At 39.9% G+C, this 23,374-nt stretch carries 21 protein-coding genes; 8 read left to right on the top strand and 13 right to left on the bottom strand.

Annotation, left to right across the window (positions count from 1 at the left end):
• Together BACFIN_RS23450 and BACFIN_RS03640 are read left to right on the top strand one after the other, a co-directional pair.
• On the top strand, nt 1-357 hold a 357-nt coding region (locus BACFIN_RS23450), incomplete at its 5' end, for a hypothetical protein (RefSeq protein ID WP_232281667.1).
• A gap of 492 nt (nt 358-849) precedes the next feature.
• Complete coding sequence (locus BACFIN_RS03640) at nt 850-1,332, top strand: hypothetical protein (RefSeq protein WP_007756935.1); 483 nt, start codon at nt 850-852, stop codon at nt 1,330-1,332.
• Between the two features lie 96 nt (nt 1,333-1,428).
• On the opposite strand, the gene BACFIN_RS03645 is transcribed toward BACFIN_RS03640, so the two are convergent.
• The 13 genes from BACFIN_RS03645 to BACFIN_RS03700 form a co-directional block, all read right to left on the bottom strand.
• Complete coding sequence (locus tag BACFIN_RS03645) at nt 1,429-2,586, bottom strand: DNA primase family protein (RefSeq protein ID WP_230325550.1); 1,158 nt, start codon at nt 2,584-2,586, stop codon at nt 1,429-1,431.
• 4 nt (nt 2,587-2,590) lie between these two features.
• Nucleotides 2,591-3,499, bottom strand: a complete 909-nt coding sequence (locus BACFIN_RS03650; protein ID WP_007756931.1) for a BT4734/BF3469 family protein — start codon at nt 3,497-3,499, stop codon at nt 2,591-2,593.
• Entirely contained in the window at nt 3,496-5,175 is a 1,680-nt protein-coding gene (locus BACFIN_RS03655; RefSeq protein WP_007756929.1) for a DNA primase family protein, read from the bottom strand. The genes BACFIN_RS03650 and BACFIN_RS03655 overlap by 4 nt, the downstream gene beginning before the upstream one ends.
• Nucleotides 5,176-5,419: 244 nt before the next feature.
• A complete protein-coding gene (locus BACFIN_RS03660) occupies nt 5,420-5,875 on the bottom strand; it encodes a leucine-rich repeat protein (protein WP_032839883.1) in 456 nt (151 codons plus the stop codon).
• Nucleotides 5,876-5,954: 79 nt separating this feature from the next.
• Nucleotides 5,955-6,605: a hypothetical protein gene (locus tag BACFIN_RS03665; protein ID WP_032839882.1), complete on the bottom strand. Its 651-nt coding sequence runs from the start codon at nt 6,603-6,605 to the stop codon at nt 5,955-5,957.
• A 340-nt stretch (nt 6,606-6,945) separates the two neighbouring features.
• Nucleotides 6,946-7,128 carry a hypothetical protein gene (locus BACFIN_RS23445; protein WP_230325549.1) on the bottom strand — a complete coding sequence of 61 codons (183 nt, stop codon included), beginning with the start codon at nt 7,126-7,128 and terminating at the stop codon, nt 6,946-6,948.
• Between the two features lie 57 nt (nt 7,129-7,185).
• The gene (locus BACFIN_RS03670) at nt 7,186-8,175 is read right to left on the bottom strand and encodes a ParB N-terminal domain-containing protein (protein ID WP_007756921.1); all 990 of its coding nucleotides are present in this window, start codon (nt 8,173-8,175) and stop codon (nt 7,186-7,188) included.
• On the bottom strand, nt 8,160-8,531 hold the full coding sequence (locus BACFIN_RS03675; RefSeq protein WP_007756920.1) for a DUF3853 family protein: 372 nt from the start codon (nt 8,529-8,531) through the stop codon (nt 8,160-8,162). Before BACFIN_RS03675 ends, BACFIN_RS03670 begins: the two co-directional genes overlap by 16 nt.
• A gap of 195 nt (nt 8,532-8,726) precedes the next feature.
• Entirely contained in the window at nt 8,727-10,202 is a 1,476-nt protein-coding gene (locus BACFIN_RS03680; protein ID WP_149923955.1) for a hypothetical protein, read from the bottom strand.
• Nucleotides 10,172-10,351, bottom strand: coding sequence for a hypothetical protein (locus tag BACFIN_RS03685; RefSeq protein WP_007756918.1), 180 nt, complete (start codon nt 10,349-10,351; stop codon nt 10,172-10,174). Before BACFIN_RS03685 ends, BACFIN_RS03680 begins: the two co-directional genes overlap by 31 nt.
• Nucleotides 10,352-10,431: 80 nt before the next feature.
• Entirely contained in the window at nt 10,432-11,799 is a 1,368-nt protein-coding gene (locus BACFIN_RS03690) for a site-specific integrase (protein WP_007756917.1), read from the bottom strand.
• A 276-nt stretch (nt 11,800-12,075) separates the two neighbouring features.
• Nucleotides 12,076-12,288: a hypothetical protein gene (locus tag BACFIN_RS03695; RefSeq protein WP_007756916.1), complete on the bottom strand. Its 213-nt coding sequence runs from the start codon at nt 12,286-12,288 to the stop codon at nt 12,076-12,078.
• A gap of 529 nt (nt 12,289-12,817) precedes the next feature.
• Entirely contained in the window at nt 12,818-13,834 is a 1,017-nt protein-coding gene (locus tag BACFIN_RS03700) for an energy transducer TonB (protein ID WP_007756914.1), read from the bottom strand.
• Nucleotides 13,835-14,119: 285 nt separating this feature from the next.
• Between BACFIN_RS03700 and BACFIN_RS03705 the strand changes: the two genes are divergently transcribed.
• The 6 genes from BACFIN_RS03705 (at nt 14,120) to BACFIN_RS03730 (ending at nt 23,279) form a co-directional block, all read left to right on the top strand.
• Nucleotides 14,120-17,140 (top strand): SusC/RagA family TonB-linked outer membrane protein, encoded by a 3,021-nt coding sequence (locus BACFIN_RS03705; RefSeq protein ID WP_007756913.1) that lies wholly within the window; start codon nt 14,120-14,122, stop codon nt 17,138-17,140.
• A gap of 26 nt (nt 17,141-17,166) precedes the next feature.
• Nucleotides 17,167-18,774, top strand: coding sequence for a RagB/SusD family nutrient uptake outer membrane protein (locus BACFIN_RS03710; RefSeq protein ID WP_007756912.1), 1,608 nt, complete (start codon nt 17,167-17,169; stop codon nt 18,772-18,774).
• Nucleotides 18,775-18,875: 101 nt separating this feature from the next.
• Nucleotides 18,876-19,907, top strand: coding sequence for a phenylalanine--tRNA ligase subunit alpha (pheS, locus tag BACFIN_RS03715; RefSeq protein ID WP_007756911.1), 1,032 nt, complete (start codon nt 18,876-18,878; stop codon nt 19,905-19,907).
• A 145-nt stretch (nt 19,908-20,052) separates the two neighbouring features.
• The gene (locus BACFIN_RS03720) at nt 20,053-21,252 is read left to right on the top strand and encodes an MFS transporter (protein ID WP_007756910.1); all 1,200 of its coding nucleotides are present in this window, start codon (nt 20,053-20,055) and stop codon (nt 21,250-21,252) included.
• Entirely contained in the window at nt 21,249-21,926 is a 678-nt protein-coding gene (gene nth / locus BACFIN_RS03725; protein WP_007756909.1) for an endonuclease III, read from the top strand. The genes BACFIN_RS03720 and nth overlap by 4 nt, the downstream gene beginning before the upstream one ends.
• A 93-nt stretch (nt 21,927-22,019) precedes the next feature.
• Nucleotides 22,020-23,279: a phosphoglycerate kinase gene (locus BACFIN_RS03730; protein ID WP_007756908.1), complete on the top strand. Its 1,260-nt coding sequence runs from the start codon at nt 22,020-22,022 to the stop codon at nt 23,277-23,279.
• The last annotated feature ends 95 nt before the right edge of the window (nt 23,280-23,374 follow it).

The following is a 23,374-nucleotide window of genomic DNA, read 5'->3' as shown; positions in this document are numbered from 1 at the left end:
CTCGATCGTTCCTACTTTAGTCCAAGTGGAATTATTACTAGAAAGAGAAATCGTCACTTCTTTATAGAAGTTGCTTGGATTGCTACCAAGATATTTAACTCTGATACCAGAGAAAGTTTGAGCATTCTGCATATCTACAGTAAAAAGGAAATTGCTTCTTGGTACAAACCTCTTAGCTGCAACAAATATTTCTATAGCTTTGTTACTATCGTTACCGTCTTTTCGCCATATTTTATTAAGTTATCAGGAAAACGGCTACTGAGAATATCAGAATCAATCTCAGATATTTCCCAACCTTTTTTGTTCAATTGGTGCCAGCTTTCCGGTATCGGTTTTCCGGCTGTTCCAAATTCTTAACCATCTTCTCTATATATACTGTCATAAGGTCTCTTGTGTCGTCTAATTTTACCGTTGAATCTTCAGTTTTAATCTCAAATTGTAGATTCAAGTTAAACTTCTCGGCTATTTCACCATTCTCCAACATAAAATTAGCACCTAATTCCCAATCAAATGTAACAGATTTACTACCTTGAGGAATAATAACAGGGGAACCGTCATTGATAACAATATCATCCAAAAACTGAGCATACAAAGAACAGATGAACTTTTAGACAATATTGTACATAGTTATTATTATGTAGCAAAGTCCACATATAGTAAACCCCAATGGCATATAGATTTCCAAATAAGGAATATTTATATCTCAGCAAGATACCATATCTATTCTACAGGATCAGATGAAGATTCCAATAGTACTGTAATTAAGAGTGATTATCCTTTTATTTATCAACCGAATGCTATTGGAATCAGTTCATATCCACTACCAATAGCAGGATAAAACTGTAGAAAATGAATAAAGAAAATATAATTTTTAAAAGAAAAACAGATGTAGTGGAAAAAGCGATAGCATGGTATCAGGAAGCATTGGATACATATAATATGATGCAAATCACAATCAAGGGAATAGACACAAGCAATCAAACTACATGGCTTGCATTGCAAAAATTAATAATGAAATGTAATAATCTATTTGAAGAATCAGTAAGTAGGCTTGACCCTTTATATTTGTACTATGATTTTCAGGAGATTGAAAGAAAATTTCATGCTACGGAATCATTGAGTGATATAAATGACAAACTTGTAGAAATTCAAGAAATAGGCGAAAAAATATCTAAACTTGATTCCAAAAATAATCAGATTGAATACGAAATGCTACAAAAAGAAGAAGCTCTTGCTTTTAATGATTATTCAAAATTGATAGAGAATCAGAAAAATATAATTATTTCTATACAAAAACAGCTTAGGGAGGAATACAAAAAATATCTTTGCTGATTTCAATGAAAGCATAACGATGCCTATCTATTGGATATATTGTATATAAAAAAGAATAAGGAGACCGGACAATTAAGTTCAGTCTCCTCTTTTCTTTTATAACTTAAATCCATCAGGTAGAATCAGGTTTACTTTCTTCCGTACTCCACTGCCATAACGGTATTCCTCCAATTGTTTTTGGCATAATGAAGATTCTGTAAAACCGGATTGAGTAATTAACCGTTTTCTACCTTCAAGCACCCAGTTCATAATTCCGGGTAACTCTGTAGAAACAATCTTCTCAGCCAGTTTCGGATCCACTTCCGATTTGGGTATCTGGACTTTGAAGGGAACGATAAGAAACCTCCTGAAATATCCGTTCGATTTGTCATTGGTTCTCGGAAGTTCGTTCAGACAGAAAAGCATTTTGGCGTAATCGGTAAGTGTTGCCACATCCTTATATAGTTGTCTGGTGCTGATAGGTTCTCCACTGGCAATACGTTTGAAAATATCCCCCGAGAAAGCATTTGGAGCGACATCAGAGCAGGTATTCAGCAATTTTCCTGATAAATTTGCCCTGCTTCTGTCTCCATTCTCACCACACATGTCCGACAAAGATTCATGGGAAATATTCTCCTTACCCAGAAGAGCCTCGACAATATCCACGAACACCGATTTCCCATTTTTTCCAGAGCCATAGAGGAACAAGACCTTCTCCAGTTTCAAAGGAGTAAAGATCCAACCGATATATTCAGCCAACACCTTCTGAGCGTCCTTGTCCGGTAATACTCTGTCCAAGTACTTCATAAACATCTGACACGTCGCATTTAGGTTATAGGGGTAAGGAAGAACATACCTGAAATAATCCAAATACAGATGTTGTTCCAGCCTTCCGGTTTTAAGATTAAAAGTACCGTTCTGAAAGTTAATTTTCTCCTTGTCCTGCTCTACCGCCAATCCCATCACCGTATATGGAAACTGCTTGAATAATCCTTCCACCACTTCCCTTTGTGATGCTTCCACCATATTATTTGTCATTCTCCCCAAAGCTTCCCTGAGAAATATTTTCAAATCAAAGTCGTCAATACTAACCCAATGGTTTCCGGTGTAACAATAAACACACTGGTCCCTGAAAGTTTGGAAAGGATGACCGATACTGATCGCCGTCTGCTGTATCTTGTCACAGATTTCAGCATTCGTCCCCTTCTTATTGGTTGGAGTAATTGATTGGGGAATGGCATTGATTATATCCCCTAATAATTTTTTGTAATCCATAATCTTAAATTTTTCTATATTTACTACCAAAATTACCTTTATCATTAACCCACTTATAGGCATTCCTTACTTCACGTTTTATCTCCTCTTCTGAAAAATCCGGTTCTATGAATTGGGAGAGATATCTGAAAGCTGTTTCTTGTGGAATACCCCATTCCGCTAATTCTCTGGCTCTATCAAAAGATGACCGATGTCTGTTTCCACGTGTCATTGGGTACTTGTTAAATCCACCTTCTAAGAAATTTAGCAGCTTCTCATATTCGTAAGGTGGAGCATAAGTTTTGACACGAATAACAACTGGGGAAGAAGGGGATGATGAAATTTTCTTCGTCCATACAATACTGTTCCTGTTCTGATAAAGATCAGGGTCACTGCTAAGATAACAAGCTCTGGATATCCCCTTACAACTGTTATCCCAGAACGGAGAGTTATAATGATCCTTCAAAGCATCAAGGTATTCGTTATGGGTGGTGTTATCAATATTATTGGCAACACGGACAATAGCCTTATAACCTCTACCGGAAGGGGAAAGGAATGCTGCATAGGTATAAGGGTCATTAACCAGCATATTCCATACATCAGGCATTTTTGGAACCGGAATCTTATCGAAATCAACAACTACAAGACCTGAAGGAGTAATAAGAGCATCATTACAGAATCTTCCGAATGTTCCGGCAAAAAGACAGATAGGTAATTTCCCTTTAATCTTCTCATATGTAACACGGTCTGAATCATAGTAAGCCCTTGCCTGATCTATCCGTGATTTTAATTTTTCTTCCTTGATTATATCAAATACCAGATCAACATCCACATGGTTGGGAGGATATTCCATAGTCTGATAATACTCCTTACCTGTCAGTGAATGAATATGTTTCTCACTGTAGGGCTTTTCTTTAAAAACAGTTGTTTTCATATTTTAATATTTTTTATCTCACATTTCCTTCTTCCCTCCCTCAAGAAAGAAAGGAGGGGAAAGCGGGGAGGGGAAATTATAAAACCTATTTTTTTTACTATTTTCTGAATAACTAGAATTGAAAAAGTTAAGTAAAATAGGCTTTTCCACCCCTTTTCCCGCTCTATTCCCGACATTTCCTCTTCTCTCTTGAGGCAGGGAAAGAAAGAGCTAGGGATAAAAAGGAGAAGGAACAATAGAAGGCACAGATGTAGTAATAGCGACTTTGATAGCTTTTTTTCCTTTTCCTCAATTGTATAACCTTCCTCTTTCAGTTTGTTTTTTAGATTGGATTTGGACTCGAAGCGAATACTATTGCTCTTGCAGTACTCCTTATATTCATTATATAACTCGGATAATCTCTTGAAATCCTTATCACCCGGTATGTAATGTTTACTTCCCAGGAACATGACAACACTGTCAGTATCTTCCTTATATTCCTGTTCCAGAGCTTCAATAGTCGGAGATGAACTGAGTTTCTTTCCATTCCTGATAAACCGTTGCAAGCCTTCAATCGCCCATAATAAAATACCGGGAAGTTCGGAGCGAAGTTTTCTGGCTAAGTCAGGGTCAGCTTTCTCCTTGCTTATCTTCATGCCGAATGGAATCATCAGCAGTCTCCTTCTGAAACCATAGGAACTGTCTGAACTGGTCGGAATCGAGTTGCAGTTAAAAGCCAGTCTTGCATATCCTTTTACCATTTCCGGGTCTTGATACAGCTGTCGAGCTTCTACCGGTTCCCCACTGGCAAGTTGTTTGAATATTCCATTACCCCATATTTTACCATTGAAGTCGCTGCTATAGTTTAGAAGTTTATTCTTGATCATAATTCGTGAATAACCTTTATCATCACATAAGGAGTTGATGTTATACGAGCTAACATTATTCTCTCCCAGTACAGCCATTATTGTCTCAAAGAACACACTTTTGCCATTTGCTCCAGTTCCGATGCAACATAGAACCTTCTCCAGTTTGATGAAGGGATTAAGACAGCAACCGACAAACTCCTGTAATACTTCCTGAACATCCTTTTCTGGAAGAACTTCATCTAGAAACTTTTGAAACATGGGACACATCGCTTTGGGGGCGTACTCATAAGGAAGGACATAGAAGAAATAGTCATCAGCCGAATGCTCCTGTTCCTTCACACTTCCATCATGACCAATCACAAGGGTCGTATTAGTCAGATTGATTTTAACCACACCCTTATCCCGTTCTGTCTGCTTGTAAAGAGAATAGCAGGCCTGTTCATGGATCCTGTTCGCTATCCTCACATTTCTGGCTGTATATTTGTCAGCTCCCATTTTCTGGAAAGCCTTGCCTAGGAAATGTTTCAGGTCAAGCTCGTTTATCGGTTCCCAGAACACTTTGTTATACAGATAGCACGTTCCTTCCTCATTGATCACAAGGCCATAGCCCAATTGTTCAGTGACTTCCTTCACTTTCTCGACAACAAGGACGGATTTGTTCTCATCAGTGACCTGTATGGAATAGATCTTCTCCTGAAAAAGTTTCTTCACATCAGGATCAGTTTCCTTTTCCAGTCTCCGGTACAATCCACCGGCATAAATCTCCTTGAAATCCGTTTTTGGAATATTATCAAGGATTTCCTTAAGAATTTCTTTTTGTTTATTCATTCATTGCTTTTTTAGTTTACAATTTGTTATCTTCTTATTTATAAGCCTGTTACATTCTATACCCGGGATATTTTCAGGCATAGGAGGACCTGTAATGAAAAGAATGTAGCTTTTCACCATACTGAATTTGAATTATGTTATTGCTTGTTCTCTTCAAATCCACAGAGTGTTTCCAATTCCATAACTTCTCTTTGGAAACCATGATGAAAACGGTCTTGTGGAAAGTGGATGTCTTCCGGTTCTATCAGTCTGTTGATACCACCAAGTTACCGGAAATATCATACAGTTCGATACTATGTCCCAGCTCCTTCTCAATATGTTGCTTCAATATTTTGGGGTTGACAGCCGGTGAGTCAGAATGGAATCTGATATTTTCCCGATATCCTCTGAAAGCGTTTGCCGCAATACTACCGACACAAAGTGGAATATGAATATCAGTCAGTGACTTGCATCCTTCAAATGCTGACTCGTCAATATCCGGATCTATGGGGAGAGTAACTTCCTTCAGGTTTATACATCCCTTGAACAGATTGGCCGGTACTGTATCCGCATAATCCGGAAGTATCACCCTTTTAACGTGCCGGTTCACATAAAAGCCACCAGGAAACAAGCCCGTCCCACTTTTTGACAAGTCAATCTCTGTTTTCTTGCAATACATCCGCTTCGGGAATATATTTTCATTTCCTTTTAAATGTTTCATAATCAGTTTTTTACCTTGGTTAAAATTCTTATTAATGGGAGGGAGAACATCGAATTCTCCCTCTTCCGGTTGGGAATTGCTATTTGATGCTCCACAGAATATCGTCAAGCCTTTTTATTGTATTACCCGTCAGTTTTTCGCCCTGATATTTAATCTGGTCGGTAAATCCATTGAATACGTAGAAATCACTGTTCCTATAACCCAAAGCGACCCCTTCCGGAAACAGCCATCTGGCTTCTCCTGAAGACTGTTGTGAGATATATCCCGCTTTACTGGCGATAAGGAAGAAATAAACTTTTCCAAACTTTGTCGAACCCGAGAAACTTTCAAAAAATGATTCGGTAAGAAAGGCCGACACTCTCTTTTTCGGTTTATCAGGATATATCATTCCGAATGTGATATTGTCACCTCCGTTTCCAAGAACAAAGTCTTTAGTCAGGGAAAGGAGCAGGTTGTCTTTCCTTTCCGGCCAGTTCATGCCGACATGGGTTGTATAACCGTCTTCCAGATCAATGGACGGAAAGGTTTTATAATGTGGACCGATATCGGAATGGTCCGTATCAGAATAGGCCTTGTACAGAGGCATGTTTTTGCCTATTTCCCGGCCGATTTTATGCGTAAGGTAACTGAAATTGCCCAAAAACTCTTTCTTTACCTCACCCAAAGAAGTATATTCTTTTTTACCGGGAAATGGTAATGTATTTGTTGTTGATAAGTTCTTTTTTTTCATTGTTTCTTGTTTTAAGGGTTTAGTTGCTGCTATCCTTCTGTTTCCAAGCCCTTTACATTCTGCGTCAAGGATATTTTTAAGCACAAAAAGGGCTGTAATGGGAATTTTGGTTTTTTCCATTATCGTAATTTTTTTATTAAACTTCAATTGTGATAAAGCAAGCTGGGCCCCTGCTTACTTTATATTAGAATTTCATATATCTGCCTGCAATTGTTTCGATATTTACCTCCTCATCCTTGACAGCAGATTGTAACAGAGCATACCAAAGGTTCAGATCACTACTAACAATAACCAGCTTCTTTTCCAAGTCGTTATCAAGGGAAGTTACAAGATCGCCATTTTAGTCAACTACGGACACACCACGTACCAGATATTCACTGACCGGAGTAACATGAATTATAACAACTCCAACAGGATACATCAATTGGCATTGTAATTTGTTGATAATCCCAGTATCAAGTTTTGTTTTTTGAGGGAGACAGAAACTATACCCGTCTTCCCTAAGTTGTTTCAGGTTCTTCATTTTCTGAGCATTGTTTATAGAATCCCCACCACCTCTCACATGATGGAGAAACTGGGATTAGTGTTTTAAATTAAAATCAGCAAATAATTCGTTCAACTTGGCAATAATCATATTGTCCTTGCTCTGGCTAGCGTTCTTCTTTATCTGGCTTATTTCCTGTGCATTGGTAACTCCTATGCCTTCAAGAAATGTAACCAGCAGATTCATGGCCTCACTCCGTTTCATATCTTTTTTTATCAGAGAATCCAGTTGCTTGTAGATCCATTCCGGTAGCACTTTCCAACCGAGAACTTTGGCTGAGTTCCCTTCAAAAGACTTGGCGGCTGATTCATAAAGTTTCTTGTCCTCCTCAAATGATGTAGTATCAGCCAGCTCCTCCAGTTTTTGATCATCAGTTGAAGCCTTGATGCAGACTGTCTTTGAATTGGTTTTGCCACCATTTACCCAAGACCATGCAGCGGAATCAGATCCGGTTTTGGCTTTCTCTTTTACCCACTCCAATTTTTCAGTTGATATACCTTTCTCTTTTGCTGTGGCAAGGAGTTGTGTCACCCAATCCATACCATCCCAGGGATTCGTTGCTGAATTGGCTTCCCGCAGCACCGTGGGAACGTTGTAATCATCTATAAGAGGAAGATAGACATAGCCCTCATATTCTGTTTTGCCCTCTTTCCTTAACTTCTTGTTCAATTGCTTGAGAGCCTCCATACGGTGCTGTCCGTCAATTACAATAAGGATAAGATCGAGGTCTGGGGTATCCTCTGTGATTGGATTTCCGTCAGACTCCTCCAGTTCCAATCCCGCTTTTAAACAGACAGCAGCAGGCACAACAAGAAATGGAGAGATTATACCTTTGCAGGCCAGAATGGAAGCAATTTTTTTCTTGACCTGCTTCGCATCAATATCACGGTTAATCTTGATGCGCCCGAAAGAATACCTCATTCCGAGTAATGTAGATAAGGTGAAAATCATTCCTCTTGTCAGTTTTATTGGTGCTTCTTTGGGGGAGGCTGTTGAATTAGGTTGTTGTATTAGATTATTTTCCATAACTTTTGGTTTTTAATATTGTACTTACTTTTCCGATTACTTACACGCAGGATTTCTAGTACCTTATAGGTATCGAAAATTACGGTCTTTCCGTTCTGGAAGATTGCATCATCAAGCAATCCTTCAGTTTTCATCCTGTTTACCGTACTTACAGAGATACCCAGTACCTTTGCAAGTCCTTTAATACCCGTTATGAACTGTGGTAAATCCCGATAATCATTTAGTGAAGACTGCTTTTTCTCTTCCTTTACCTCTGTTCTTTTCACTTGGTGCAGTAATTCCAAAAACTCTGCACCGTTCATGGTTAGCACTGTCTTATTAAGAAGTGCTTCGAGTGATTTTACTTCTTGTTTCATAATTTATTTTTTTAGTAATTTATCTCCTTGCAAGGATGGCACAAAGTTCTGTGTTATTTTTGAGAGTATTTTTATGGAGGACGTAAATAGGAATGAAACCTTGAAAGAAATAAAATAATAACTCCCTGTAAAAAAGGCAATTATCTTTTTACAAGGAGTTAAATAAGGAATGAAAGAGGAATGATGGAAGAATGATTATTTCTTTTTTTCGAATTTTAATTCTAATAATCTTATTTCCTTATCAGCCAATAATTCCTTAGGTATCAATTGTGATTTTTTTAATATCTCCCACGCTTTACATTGAGCCTTACTTTCTGGATATTTCTTAGTATTGGGAGCCTTTATCGCAAATATCAATCCTATTTTATGAACAAATCCATCATTAAATTTTAATCTTCTCCAATTTAAAAATTGAGATTTATAAATAAGATAAGCAAAGCCATATAAAGAATAATCATCATTTATTGTATCAGCATAAGTAATAAGAGAGGATAGGTAAACTTTTCTAAAAAGATGCCCTTTTTCTGACGATGTATTCTCTTCAAAAAGGACATAATATGGATATAATTCATTATCTATTAAAGAGAAAACATTATTGAACTCCTGAAATAATGAAGGACTTGTTTCTATCTGAGATGGTTCTTGAATTGAATTATTTTCCTCTGCTGTATCGAATGAGTGTTTCCAATTAGACAAATCATAATCTACAATTCCAAAAGTGCTTAAATCAACAGAAGCTCCTGAATAAAAAATATCTTTGAATAATTCTTCCGTCTTATCAGATTCATGTTGATACCAATCGTATTCATGTTGATGCCAATCGTATTCATGTTGAATCAATGGAGCATAATCCGGTTTTTTAAAAGATTCTCTTAGTGATATTTTTAAATTTAATGGTGTCTTGTCTGATTTTAATAGCCAAAATCCTATAGGAATGAACACAGGCAAATGATAGAGAATAAAATATGCTATAAACATAATATCTAAAATTAATGCAGGTGATATGGAGTAATCATCTGGTGTATTATCCAACGAATTATCCTGTAAATCCTTCTCATCATTCGTATATAAGTCTGTCATTTTATATCTCTTAATTAAGTTTAAGTATCTCTTCTCGAAAATCCGTATTAAGGCTTCATTATGATGTATAAAATATTCATCAAATTTATTAAATATATCTCTATAAATCATCATTCTTTCTTTATAAGTATCAAAATAACGATCCCCTATATATTTTATTCTTTTTGCCAAAAAAAGAAATGTATCTTTATCTAAAATGTCAAACAGCATCAAGAGGCATTTTCTTAACTGATAATAGAAAGATAACCCTGTAAAGTAGCTTTTTTGTTTGTTATCTTTTTCCTCAAAACAATCAACAGTCATATTTACAACTTTCCAATCATCTTCACTGCTTATTTTATCTATACATTTTACCCTTACTGCAAATTCTTTGGGATTCTCAACGCCAATCTGTAATAATATATTCTCAATGTTAGGTAAATCTTCTATTAGTGATTGATAATTACGAAAAAGTAATATCTTATAAAACTGTTTATTTTTCTGCTCATCAATACTATTGTCTAAAGATATAGAGTCCTCAGAATCCTCAACAGGGGTTTTATCATTACTTGACACTTGCATTAAGGCTTTAAACTCACTATATGTAGACATTTTTTATTTTTCCAACGAACTATTGCCTCTCTGATTTTAAGGTAAAATAATTCTGAAATATTAGTTATATCACTTTCATTTTCAAATTCTATTTTATCAACTTCCTCTAAAACTTTTTTTGCAAATTCATTATATTCAACATTAGTCATGATATTTATAATTTAAAGTTGGAACACAAAAAAACAGCACCGGATTTTCCGAATGCTGTTCCAAATATAGCGATTTTTTATTACGCTATACTCCTGATATGCTCATAAATTTCTTTTAATTGTGCCGGAGTCATTTTTTCCAAACTTTCTATAATGCCTGATTTGTATTGATGAGTATTCCATTTTTCCATTTGCATTTTCTGTGTTTCGTCTGCAACTTCGATGTAAGGCTTCATTGACTCATAATCACTGTGCCCCGTACAACTCATCACTACTGTAGGAGATATGCCTAATGCAAGTGAGCAACAAACAAAGGTACGTCTTCCGTCATGGCAGCTAATTGTCTCATAAAACTTATGGATTTCCTCATGTCGTTGTGTCCCTATAAAATAAGTTTCGACAATCTCTCTATCCAATCCCGCCAGCTCTGCCGCTTCTTTCAAGTAATCATTAAGTTTCTGATTGGAAGGGACTGGAAATATTGTACCGTTCTCAGAGTGATACCACGAATATTTATCTATAATCTTTTGAGCATTCTCTATTATAGGAATAGTAATTTTATCATTTGTTTTTTGGGTATACATCTCAATTTTTCCATTTAAAATATGTACACTCTTTAATGCTCTTAAATCAGAATAACGTAAAGATGTAAATGCCATAAAACAAAACATATCTCTAGCTCTATCTAAGTACTCTTTATTTTTAGGGAATTGGAAAGATGCAAAATGGAGTAATTCTTTATATTTCAGAAAAGTAACTTCTTTTTTAGTTACAGTTAAGTTTACCTTATAGTTGAGTACTCCTTGTTCTACTAGATAACCATTGGCAGCAATCCATCTAAGAAAAAATTTTAATATTCTGAATTGTTTTACAGTGGTACGATTACGATATCCATTTTTTACGTACCATTTTTTTAATTCTGTCATTTTATTCTTATTAAGTGTCGCTAGAGAAATATCTGGATCACAACTATTTAAGTGGTTCCATGCTTGAACATATTTGTGATGTACAGATTCACTCCAACTTCTTTCTATAGAACAAACTTCTAAGAAATCATTGAAAATTTCACGAAAAGATTTTTCTCTCTCTATTGGACCATCTACTACTATCTCCTTTTCTATCCTTCCCAGCTTTTCGTTTACCAGCTCTTTCAACTCTTTTGTGGTAGGGATTTGGGAATGTACACCATACTCTGTGAAAGATTCTTCAATACATTCCAAAAATTGAGAAATGCGATTGTTAATATCCCGGGCAACATATACCTTTCCACCAACTTTATGAGTAGTGTTGTATCTGGCTCTCTGGTTCTCATTATCCCATTTTTCAGGATCAGCATTGCAACCTACAGAAAAGCCAACTTCACACTTCCTGTTATTCCATCTGACACGAATCATAACCTGTCCGTTCTTGTGTAGAAAAGCTCTACAACTGTGACTAATTTCCATCATATATCTTACTACTTTATTTGTTATTTTGGAGCAAATATAGAAAGAAAAATCGTGGGGAGTAAGCCTCTATTTCTACTCCCCCCTTTTTTGAGCGTACATGATTTTATGTGCCATTAAAAGATGCAATTCACCACATATATTACTGATATACAAGAGCGTATAAAATCAAGCCAAAGCAATTGTACTCAAAGCTATAGTCCGATACGCTCCACTTCCTTTCCAATATTGGAATGTTAATAAATTACAGGATTCAGATTTTTATCAAAAAAAGGGCCTTTATTCAAGGTCCTTCTTTATCACTTCATCTATTTCCTTTATACGTTTCTTACGGCCTTTGTCGGGACCGTCTTTCGTATCATTCTTGAAAACATTGTCTGCACGGTCAGAAACTTCACTGCTCCATTCTTCAAAATCATTCGTGGCCGGACGACCATTCGGTTCGATATTTTCTTCTGCAATCGAATCGTGTCTGTTAATCATATCATCCATAAGTTCTCATTTTATATATTTATGGTCATAAGACAATCAAGAACAAGAAAAGTTCTTTGTTTTAATGATTTTTTGAATCTGATTATACATGAGTAACTATCTTGCCAAAACATCTGTCACCCAATACGATCATACGATTTGCCTAAATCGACTATACGTTTCACTTAAACTAACCATACGATTCACCTAAACCAACCATATAATTCATCCCAAGCATACGGAGTAGAGTCGTGTTTCAACGGCTTGAGACAAAGTGTTCGACAGTGCGAAACAAAGTGTTTAGCAGCGTGAAACATAATGTTTTCCACCGTTAAACAAAATGTTTCAAATAGCTATGAAACAAAATAATAAATAGTAAGAAAGACATTCTACCGATTACTGTTTTCAGAGAAAGCGGTGATAGGTGACAGGTGCGGTGATAGATTACACACAACCTATCACCTTATTGAAAGCACGATGAATAAAGGAATTCAGAGCAACAGGTGATAGGTGATAGAGGATTTTATGTTTTTATACTAGGGAAGGAAGGTTATTTCGCCCGATAATTCTGCGGTCGAAAAGGAATATAAAGAGTATAATTACTATCTGTCGGTTTACCTTCTACAAGAGCAGGAGCCCACTTCGGCATTCCTTTTACAATGCGGAGAGCTTCTTCCGCAAACTCCGGATGCGTAGACCGTACTATATGTGGACGAAGTATAACTCCTTCTTTATCAATAGTAAACTCGCACAAAGCAAATCCGGGAATATTTTTCTCCAATAAATCGACCGGATACACCATCTGTCCGGCAATATATTCTTCAGGAGTCATATCCGGAAAATGAGCTAACTCTTCTATCCGTTTTCCAGAAAGTGCTCTCGAGCGGGGACCTACCTGATAAATTCCAACATATATCGGTTGTTTATATGCATCGGAAGCTTCCTTGCTGCGTTGTTGCAGGGCCTTCAACAGAGAAGCGGCTTCTTCTGCCAAAGTCTGCTCCGATATATTTCCACCTTTGGACAACATATAAGCCGACTGGCAAACCAACACAAGACGCTCCATCAAAGTTCCTTTTTCCGGAGACCACTTCCTTCCCATCCGCTCTTTCCCTTTCTCATTGGTGGAAGAAAAATAATAGACAACCCCATCCAAACCGGCACTGGAACCATCCAAATCCTGTATCTGCTCAGTGGCTATATGAAAGATAGCTCCCAAAGACCGATAAAGCGACGGACTGACGGCAACTGATTTCGTCTCCACTTTCACCGTTCCTTTCTCCGCCTGCCAATAAGTTCGTGACAGCGTGTTCGATATCAGAAAATAACGTCCGTTCTTCTTTTCTACCGACATGGCATATTCGGGCGAAAAGGAAGGAATAGCTGTAAAACGCGCATAAGGCTGTTTCTGAAAACCTGTATTTAACAAAGAGAATACACTACGATAATATTCACCCAACTCGCCTTTATAAGTAGAGAAAGATCGCACCGGCTCCAAATAGTCTGTCTGGGCCGCAAGGCGAAAAGAAAAAGCCAAAATTAGAAGAGTGAAAACAATCTTTTTCATAAGTTGCCGGATTTTCGGTATATAACGGTGCAAAGATAGGAATTATTTCAATGCGTACCGATAAAACAATGGGGAATATACTCCATCACACTGTGGAATTTTTACACAATTCCACAGTCTGCAATTCCACACTTCTAAAAAAACACACTTTATTTCTTAAATACTATAACAATAAAAATCAATTATTTACGTTTTATCCGGACAGTATATAGAATGGTCTGGCACGCTGCTTGCTAATTATTAACAGAATTCAATCCCTATAAGAAAATCTAAACTTAAATAAACATGAAAGTGACAAGAAAAAGCAAACGGTTGTTAAGCATTCTTTTTGTGTTCCTTTTACCATCACATCTGTTTTCACAAGCAGCAAGCATGCCGATGGAAGCCCCGACAGAGGGAGAGCCGGTGACGGAAGTGCAAGAAGACGAAACCGATGAAGGCGGGAACAGAACCATAAAAGGAATTATTTATGACGAACAAGGAGAAACCATCATCGGTGCCTCTGTATTAATAAAAGGAGAAGAAACGACAGGGACAACGAGTGATATGGACGGCAAATTTACACTGAGTGTTCCCCAAGGATCCACCCTCGTTATTTCTTATATCGGATATCATCCGCAGGAAATAAAAATAAGAAAAAGAACAGCCCTTCATGTCATACTGAAAGAAGACAATCAGCTACTAGAAGAGGTAGTGGTGGTAGGATACGGAACAGTCAAGAAAAGCGATTTGACGGGCTCCGTTTCCGGTGTGTCGACCAGGCAATTCAAGAACCAACCGGTAAAACGGGTGGAAAACATCCTTCAAGGCCGGACACCCGGTGTGGAAGTTACTGCGACAAGCGGTGTGCCCGGAGCAGGCATGAAAGTACGTGTACGCGGTACTACCTCTATCAATAAAAGTAGTGACCCGTTGTACGTGATAGACGGAATCATCTCTTCCAGCGGGCTGGACGGTATCAATCCGTCGGATATCCAATCGATGGAAGTTCTGAAAGACGCTTCATCCACCGCTATTTACGGTTCGCGAGGTTCAAACGGAGTTATTTTGATCACCACCAAAGGCGGTAGCGAAGGAAAAGCCAGTATTACGTTCGATGCTTCCGTAGGTCTTTCCACAGTGAGAAAACAATATGATTTACTGAACGCATATGAATATGCAACGGCACTGAATGATATACGCGGTTCATCTACGATTTCAGCAGAAGACCTCGAAGCCTACAAAAACGGGACAAAAGGAATCAATTGGGCTGACCTCATCACTCACACCGGTATCACGCAGGATTACAGATTAAGCATCTCCGGTGGAAACGCCAAAGTGAAATATCTTATTTCCGGAAATATGCTGGATCAGGAAGCCGTCACTATCAGGACGGATTACAAACGTTATGGTATCCGGGCAAACATCGATGCTGATGTAAAACCCTGGCTGACTATCTCCGCCAAGATGAACGCCAGCAGTCTGCATAAGCATAACGACGGCGCCAACTGGTTTCATATCACCAACTTCTCCCCTACGATGGAAATGAAAGATCCGGAAACCGGCATATACAACAGAGACCCGTATAACATCGCCAACGGCTCGAATCCATACGGTGAGCTGATGGTTAACTACAGTGACAGTTACAGTTATAACCTCAATGCTAACCTGACCTTATTATTCAAGATAATGAAAGGGCTTACGTTCTCCGTACAAGGTGGATACGACTACGACCACAGCCCTTCCTATTCTTTCAAATCGAAATTGGAAGCTCCCGGTGCAATCAACAGCATGAACAACACCAGCAATATGCATAACTATTGGCAGAATACCAATAACCTGACCTGGCAAAGACAATTCGGTGACCACAACGTTACGGCAATGGCCGTATGGGAAATCAGCCGCTCGTGGGATACGGGCTTGCAAGGTACCGGTTCGAATCTGAACAATGAGAGCGTAGGATATTGGAATATCGCCAATGCCGCCATAAGAAATGCAAGTAACTCGTACACAGAAGCGTCTCTTGCTTCAGGAATCATACGTGCCAACTATGACTACAAGAAACGGTATTTCATCACTGCCGCATTAAGAGCGGACGGCTCTTCCAAATTTCAAGGAAACAATAAATGGGGATATTTTCCATCCGCAGCAGTAGCTTGGGATATAGCAAAGGAGAAGTTCATGAGCAACCAACATATATTGGAACAATTGAAATTAAGAGGTAGTTTCGGTGTCACCGGTAATCAGGACATTGCCGCATACAGTACGCTGGGAATGTTATCGGGCGCAACTTACGGCTGGGGTACTTCCAATGCTTACACAGGGTATTGGGGTAACCAGTTCCCTACTCCCGATATCACTTGGGAAAAAACCTACCAATATGATTTGGGAGTAGATTTAAGCTTGGGCGGGTTCAACATTACATTCGATTGGTTCAAGAAAATAACCAAAGACCTGCTCTTCCAAAAACAAGTACCCAAATACAACGGTGGAGGTACGTATTGGGTGAATCAGGGTGAACTGAAGAACACGGGAGTTGAATTCTCGGTCAACACCTTCCCGGTGAAAGGAACGGTGACTTGGGAGACCGGTTTCAATGCCGCTTATGTGAAAAATGAAGTAACTGACCTTGCCGGCAGTGACTTCGTACTGACAGCCAACTACAGCGATTTGGGCGGTGCGATGCAAATTATGAAGCCCGGTTATCCGATGGGATCTTTCTATGTATATCAATGGAAAGGATTCGACGACAAAGGCGCCAACCTTTATCAGAAAGCAGACGGTAGTCTGACTACCAGCCCTACTTCCGACGACTTGGTAGTAAAAGGACAGGCAAGCCCGAAATGGACAATGGGGTGGAACAACACAATCAGTTGGAAAAACTGGACTGTAAACATCTTCTTCAATGCCGCCACCGGATACAACCGCCTGAATATAAGCCGCTACACGGCCGCCTCAATGACCGGGAATTCACGTTTCGTCACGCTGCGGGATGCGTATTTCAAAGGTTGGGATCACGTAAGCAACAAAGCGGAAGCAGCTTATCCGAGCCTCACCAATACCGAAAGTAAGAATTACGCCAACTCGGACTTCTGGCTGGAAGACGCTTCTTTCGTCAAATTGAAAAACGTCAGCATTTCGTATCGCATTCCGAGACGGGTTGCCAAATTTGCAAGTATACAATTATCCGTAAGCGCGCAAGACCTTTTTACAATCACCCGTTACAAAGGAATGGATCCGGAGGTTTATACCAGCTATGACGGTCTGGATTATGGTGCGTACCCCATCCCACGAACAATAACTTTTGGCGCCAAAATCAGATTTTAACCATTGACCTATAAATAAAGAACAAGATGAAAACAACATATAAGTATATCAAAAAGACATTGCCATTCGTTTGGGCGGGTCTATGCTTGGTTTCGTGTAACGACTTCCTGACCGAAGACCCTAAAGGACAGTTGCCCTCAGAAGAATTCTTCAGCAACAAAGAAGATCTTGATGCTTCACTGACCGCACTATACTCCGTGATAGCAAGTTCACAGGCAAGCAATAATCTTTGCGGTACTAACTTCCTAGCCGGTGATGATATTTCCACCCACCCTTCCAGCAACAAACAGCCGCTTAGGGAACATGACCAGTTTGATGTGAAAGATAATAATTCATGGTTGTCCAGTATGTGGGAACAGCGTTTCAAAGTAATCAAAGCCGCCAACTTCATTATCAACAATGCTGGACGCACCCCTGACGTATCAGAGGAAGAAATTAAGGCTGCTATCGGACAGGCACATTATTGGAGAGCCTATTCGTATTTCTATCTGGTGACAACGTGGGGAAAAGTACCTATCATGCTGGAAGAGGAAATCAATTACAACGCTCCTTTGCAAACAGAAGAAGAAGTTTATAAATTGATTCTATCCGACCTGAAGATTGCAGAAACAGATTGTCCTGCAAATTACACCAAAGAGCCTTATGCCAGAAACGGAATAAATATCGCCGTAAGTGAAGGAGCAGTGAAAGCGACAATGGCATACGTGTATATGTGCATGGCAGGATGGCCGCTCAACAAAGGAACGGAATATTATAAACTGGCGGCAGGCAAAGCAAAAGAAGTAATCGACGGTGTGGAGAACCACATTTATAATTATGCACTGCTGGATGAATACAGCCAGGTATATTCTTGGGAATATAATAATAAGAATAAAGAGTTACTGCTGGGTATCTACTATAACCGGGACCAGACAAATCAAGCCGCTCCCTTGACCGACTTCCTTCAGGATATGGCACAAGGCGGATGGGGAGATACCAATGGAGAAATCAAATTCTGGAAAGCTTTTCCGGAAGGACCGCGCAAAGATGCCACTTACTTTCCTAAAATCATATTGAGCGATGGCGAGCTACATGACTGGTGGTATGACACCGATCCACCTTCCCGCGAAGTGGTTGCACCTGTTTTCATGAAAACGGTGGAAGGTGCTGTACGTGGAACGGAGTTCGATTACACCAATCCCGCTCTGGTGAATGCGGCAGGCGAAAAGACGCTCCAACTGATACGGCTGTCGCAGGTATATTGCTGGTATGCCGAAGCAACAGGGCGTTCGGGAGAAGTCAATACAAAAGCCATAGAAGTATTAAATAAGGTACGTAACAGGGCTGACGGTCAAGAAACTAATTTTTATAAGGAAACCATGACCCCCGAAGCACTGGCAGAAGCCGCCTACGATGAGCACGGCTGGGAAATAGCCGGATACTATTGGGGAGGCATTGCGAGCAGAGCCAGGGATATGTTCAGGATGTACCGGTACAAAGATCATTTTGAATACCGCAAGGAGAACCCGCTAATAAAAGTAGCGGAGGGTATCGAGAGAAATGAAGCGGTGCCCGTGACGGGTACATGGGATGATAGTAAAATGTACGCTCCCTATCCTTACGAGGATGCGATTTTAAATCCGAACCTAAAGTAAGGAACTCCATAAAAACGTCTATATAGATTTTACTAACTGAAATAAATATTATATCTTTGCAAGGTTTTTACCAAGAAACTGAATAACAATATATCAAAAATATGATAGCTAAGATTGAACAACTTCTGAAAGAGGTGGAAGCCTTGCACGCCTCCAATGCCGAAGAACTCGAAGCTCTCCGCATCAAATACCTTAGCAAGAAGGGAGCCATTAACGACTTAATGGCAGATTTTCGCAACGTACCGGCTGAGCAGAAAAAGGAAGTCGGCATGAGGCTGAATGAACTGAAAACGAAAGCGCAGGATAAAATCAATGCGCTGAAAGAGCAGTTTGAAAACCAAGACAACGGTTGCGACGGATTGGATTTGACCCGTTCGGCTTATCCTGTGAAACTTGGTACACGCCATCCGCTCACAATCGTGAAGAACGAAATCATCGATATTTTTGCCCGAATGGGTTTCAACATCGCAGACGGACCGGAAATCGAAGACGACTGGCATGTATTCTCTTCCATGAACTTTGCGGAAGACCATCCGGCACGCGATATGCAAGACACTTTCTTTATTGATAACAATACCGAAGTGTCTCACAATGTCGTTTTGCGTACACATACATCCAGCGTACAGAGCCGTGTAATGGAGTCTACACAACCTCCTATCCGCGTACTTTGTCCAGGACGCGTATATCGTAACGAAGCTATCAGCTACCGTGCACACGCCTTCTTCCACCAAGTGGAAGCTTTATACGTAGACCGCAACGTGTCTTTCACGGATTTGAAACAGGCATTGCTTCTTTTTGCCCGCGAAATGTTCGGTGAAGATACCAAAATCCGCCTGCGTCCTTCTTACTTCCCTTTCACAGAGCCCAGTGCCGAAATGGATATAAGCTGTAACATCTGCGGTGGAAAAGGTTGTCCTTTCTGCAAACACACAGGTTGGGTGGAAATTTTAGGTTGCGGTATGGTAGATCCGAACGTGCTGGAGCTGAACGGTATTGACAGCAAGATATATAGCGGTTATGCTTTAGGAATGGGTATTGAACGAATCACCAACTTAAAATATCGCGTCAACGACCTCAGACTGTTCTCTGAAAATGACACACGCTTCCTGAAGGAATTCGAAAGCGCTTACTAAATTTAGATTTCACCACAGAGGACGCAGAGGACACAGAGTTCTTATTTCAGCCGTATCAATTACGGCTCGTTCTTCATAGAAAGTCATTAGAAAGAAAAACTCCGTGAGACTCTGCGTCCTCTGCGGTGAAACAAATACATTCATTATGGCAAAGGATAGACTCATTACTCCTAGTTATTGTTTCATCTTGGCAGCCAATTTTCTGCTCTACTTCGGTTTCTGGCTGCTGATTCCCGTTTTGCCGTTTTATTTATCCGAGTTTTTCCAGGCAGGGACCTCTATCATTGGCATCGTACTTTCCTGTTATACAGTAGCGGCACTTTGCATTCGTCCGTTTTCCGGTTATCTGCTTGATACATTTGCACGCAAACCGCTGTATCTTTTCGCTTATTTTATCTTTATGATGATGTTCGGCGGTTATCTGATTGCCGGTTCACTGACCTTATTTATCATATTCCGTATTATACACGGTGTCTCGTTCGGGATGGTTACAGTGGGCGGAAATACAGTCGTTATCGATATTATGCCCTCTTCACGCAGAGGCGAAGGTTTAGGTTATTACGGACTTACAAACAACACAGCGATGTCTATCGGACCGATGTTCGGATTATTCCTGCATGACGCGGGAGTCTCTTTTGCTACGATATTCTGTTATGCGCTCGGTTCATGTGTATTGGGATTTATTTCCGCCAGTTTAGTAAAAACACCCTATAAACCTCCGGTGAAACGGGAACCTATTTCACTCGACCGGTTTATCTTGTTAAAAGGATTGCCTGCCGGACTTAGCCTGTTGTTGCTTTCTATTCCTTACGGCATGACTACCAATTATGTAGCCATGTATGCCCGTCAGATAGGAATAAACACGCAAACGGGATTCTTCTTCACTTTTATGGCTATCGGTATGGCTATCTCCCGGATATTCTCCGGGAAGTTGGTGGATCGGGGGAAAATAACACAAATAATAGCCACCGGACTGTATCTTGTCATTTTCAGTTTCTTTCTGTTAGCTTCTTGCGTATATCTGATTCAATGGAATGAAGCGGCCTGCACAATCCTGTTTTTCGGTGTCGCACTACTGATGGGCGTAGGCTTCGGGATCATGTTTCCGGCATTCAATACGCTGTTTGTCAACCTGGCCCCCAACAGCCAACGGGGGACGGCCACTTCCACCTATCTTACTTCGTGGGATGTAGGAATCGGTATTGGTATGCTGACGGGAGGATATATTGCGGAAATCAGCACATTTGACAAAGCCTATCTGTTCGGAGCCTGCCTGACGGTAGTTTCCGCCATCTATTTTAAAATCAAAGTAACGCCTCATTACCATAAAAACAAACTACGATGAGAAAGAAAGAACGTTATGAGAAAGTGATCGCCTGGTTTCAGGAGAACGTGCCTGTGGCCGAAACAGAATTGCATTACAACAATCCGTACGAACTGCTGATCGCAGTAATCCTCTCCGCCCAATGCACGGACAAACGGGTAAATATGATTACTCCGACTTTATATAAAGATTTTCCAACTCCGGAGGCTTTGGCAGCCACCACTCCCGAAGTCGTTTTTGAATATATCCGGAGTGTATCTTATCCGAACAACAAGGCGAAACATCTGGTCGGCATGGCAAAAATGCTGGTGAATGACTTCCAAAGCCAAGTTCCCGATAATCTGGAAGACTTGACAAAGCTGCCCGGTGTGGGCAGGAAGACGGCCAACGTGATTCAGTCCGTAGTATTCAATAAAGCGGCAATGGCGGTTGACACACACGTATTCCGGGTAAGCCACCGCATCGGATTAGTGCCGGACAGTTGCACTACTCCGTTTAGTGTGGAAAAAGAACTGATAAAGAATATTCCGGAAGAACTGATCCCTATCGCCCATCATTGGCTAATCCTTCACGGTCGTTATGTTTGTCAGGCACGTACTCCCAAATGTGCTACCTGTGGTTTGCAAATGATATGCAAATATTTCTGTAACACCTATAAAGTTACAAAAGAGGAATCAAAAGCCAAGAATAAATAACGATTTAATAGCGGAGAACCGAAATAAATAGTAACTTTGCGGTCGTTCTTAACGAAGAATCTTAAAAACACTTTTAAATAAAAATAGAGTATTATGCAGACAATTGACAAATTCAATTTTGCCGGAAAAAAGGCATTTGTTCGCGTGGACTTCAATGTACCCTTGGACGAAAACTTCAACATCACAGACGACACCCGTATGCGTGCGGCTCTTCCCACTTTGAAGAAGATCCTTGCAGACGGCGGAAGCATCATTATTGGCTCTCATCTGGGTCGTCCGAAAGGCGTTGCCGATAAATTTTCTTTGAAACATATCATCAAACACCTGTCTGAATTGCTGGGTGTTGAAGTTCAGTTTGCTAACGACTGTATGGGTGAAGAAGCTGCCGTGAAAGCTGCTGCTCTGCAACCGGGCGAAGTGCTGTTGCTCGAAAACCTTCGTTTCTATGCTGAAGAAGAAGGCAAACCAAGAGGTTTGGCAGAAGACGCAACTGACGAAGAGAAAGCTGCTGCAAAGAAAGCTGTAAAAGAAAGCCAGAAAGAATTTACCAAGAAATTGGCTTCTTACGCTGACTGCTATGTAAACGACGCATTCGGTACCGCTCACCGTGCTCATGCTTCTACGGCATTGATCGCTAAATATTTCGATACTGATAACAAGATGTTCGGTTACCTGATGGAAAAAGAAGTGAAAGCCGTAGATAAAGTATTGAACGATATCAAACGTCCGTTCACTGCTATCATGGGTGGCTCTAAAGTTTCTTCTAAAATCGAAATCATCGAAAACCTGTTGAACAAGGTAGACAACTTGATTATCGCAGGTGGTATGACTTATACATTTACTAAAGCGCAAGGTGGTAAAATCGGTATCTCTATCTGCGAGGACGACAAACTTGACTTGGCTTTGGATCTGATTAAGAAGGCTAAAGAAAAAGGTGTGAACCTGGTTTTGGCTGTTGACGCTAAAATCGCTGACGCTTTTTCTAACGATGCAAATACTAAATTCTGTCCGGTTAACGAAATTCCTGATGGATGGGAAGGTCTTGATATCGGTCCTAAGACTGAAGAAATCTTCGCTAACGTTATCAAAGGATCTAAGACTATTCTTTGGAACGGTCCTACAGGTGTATTCGAATTTGACAACTTCACTCACGGTTCACGTACAGTAGGTGAAGCAATCGTTGAAGCAACCAAGAACGGTGCTTTCTCACTCGTCGGTGGTGGTGACTCTGTAGCTTGTGTCAACAAGTTCGGTCTGGCCAACGGTGTATCTTACGTTTCAACAGGTGGTGGCGCATTACTTGAAGCAATCGAAGGAAAAATCCTTCCGGGTATCGCCGCTATTCAAGAATAAATTCACATAAGATTTCAACATTCTTGAAGGGCAGTTCTTTGTGAAAAGAGTTGCCCTTATTTATAACCTATAATGAAGGTTAATACGTTGATTTC

The organism is Bacteroides finegoldii DSM 17565 (assembly GCF_000156195.1).
GTDB classification, from domain to species: Bacteria; Bacteroidota; Bacteroidia; order Bacteroidales; family Bacteroidaceae; genus Bacteroides; species Bacteroides finegoldii.
This window is presented reverse-complemented; position numbering and strand designations above follow the sequence as displayed.

Bases quoted from the DNA above. Each gene is read 5' to 3' on its own strand.
- pheS (WP_007756911.1), top strand. From the start codon at position 18,876: ATGATAGCTAAGATTGAACAACTTCTGAAAGAGGTGGAAGCCTTGCAC.
- BACFIN_RS03685 (WP_007756918.1), bottom strand. From the start codon at position 10,351: ATGACTAATGTTGAATATAATGAATTTGCAAAAAAAGTTTTAGAGGAA.
- BACFIN_RS03710 (WP_007756912.1), top strand. From the start codon at position 17,167: ATGAAAACAACATATAAGTATATCAAAAAGACATTGCCATTCGTTTGG.
- BACFIN_RS03700 (WP_007756914.1), bottom strand. From the start codon at position 13,834: ATGAAAAAGATTGTTTTCACTCTTCTAATTTTGGCTTTTTCTTTTCGC.
- BACFIN_RS03705 (WP_007756913.1), top strand. From the start codon at position 14,120: ATGAAAGTGACAAGAAAAAGCAAACGGTTGTTAAGCATTCTTTTTGTG.
- nth (WP_007756909.1), top strand. From the start codon at position 21,249: ATGAGAAAGAAAGAACGTTATGAGAAAGTGATCGCCTGGTTTCAGGAG.
- BACFIN_RS03680 (WP_149923955.1), bottom strand. From the start codon at position 10,202: ATGTCTACATATAGTGAGTTTAAAGCCTTAATGCAAGTGTCAAGTAAT.
- BACFIN_RS03720 (WP_007756910.1), top strand. From the start codon at position 20,053: ATGGCAAAGGATAGACTCATTACTCCTAGTTATTGTTTCATCTTGGCA.
- BACFIN_RS03690 (WP_007756917.1), bottom strand. From the start codon at position 11,799: ATGATGGAAATTAGTCACAGTTGTAGAGCTTTTCTACACAAGAACGGA.
- BACFIN_RS03650 (WP_007756931.1), bottom strand. From the start codon at position 3,499: ATGAAAACAACTGTTTTTAAAGAAAAGCCCTACAGTGAGAAACATATT.
- BACFIN_RS03670 (WP_007756921.1), bottom strand. From the start codon at position 8,175: ATGGAAAATAATCTAATACAACAACCTAATTCAACAGCCTCCCCCAAA.
- BACFIN_RS03645 (WP_230325550.1), bottom strand. From the start codon at position 2,586: ATGGATTACAAAAAATTATTAGGGGATATAATCAATGCCATTCCCCAA.
- BACFIN_RS03695 (WP_007756916.1), bottom strand. From the start codon at position 12,288: ATGGATGATATGATTAACAGACACGATTCGATTGCAGAAGAAAATATC.
- BACFIN_RS23445 (WP_230325549.1), bottom strand. From the start codon at position 7,128: ATGAAGAACCTGAAACAACTTAGGGAAGACGGGTATAGTTTCTGTCTC.
- BACFIN_RS03730 (WP_007756908.1), top strand. From the start codon at position 22,020: ATGCAGACAATTGACAAATTCAATTTTGCCGGAAAAAAGGCATTTGTT.
- BACFIN_RS03640 (WP_007756935.1), top strand. From the start codon at position 850: ATGAATAAAGAAAATATAATTTTTAAAAGAAAAACAGATGTAGTGGAA.
- BACFIN_RS03665 (WP_032839882.1), bottom strand. From the start codon at position 6,605: ATGAAAAAAAAGAACTTATCAACAACAAATACATTACCATTTCCCGGT.
- BACFIN_RS03660 (WP_032839883.1), bottom strand. From the start codon at position 5,875: ATGAAACATTTAAAAGGAAATGAAAATATATTCCCGAAGCGGATGTAT.
- BACFIN_RS03655 (WP_007756929.1), bottom strand. From the start codon at position 5,175: ATGAATAAACAAAAAGAAATTCTTAAGGAAATCCTTGATAATATTCCA.
- BACFIN_RS03675 (WP_007756920.1), bottom strand. From the start codon at position 8,531: ATGAAACAAGAAGTAAAATCACTCGAAGCACTTCTTAATAAGACAGTG.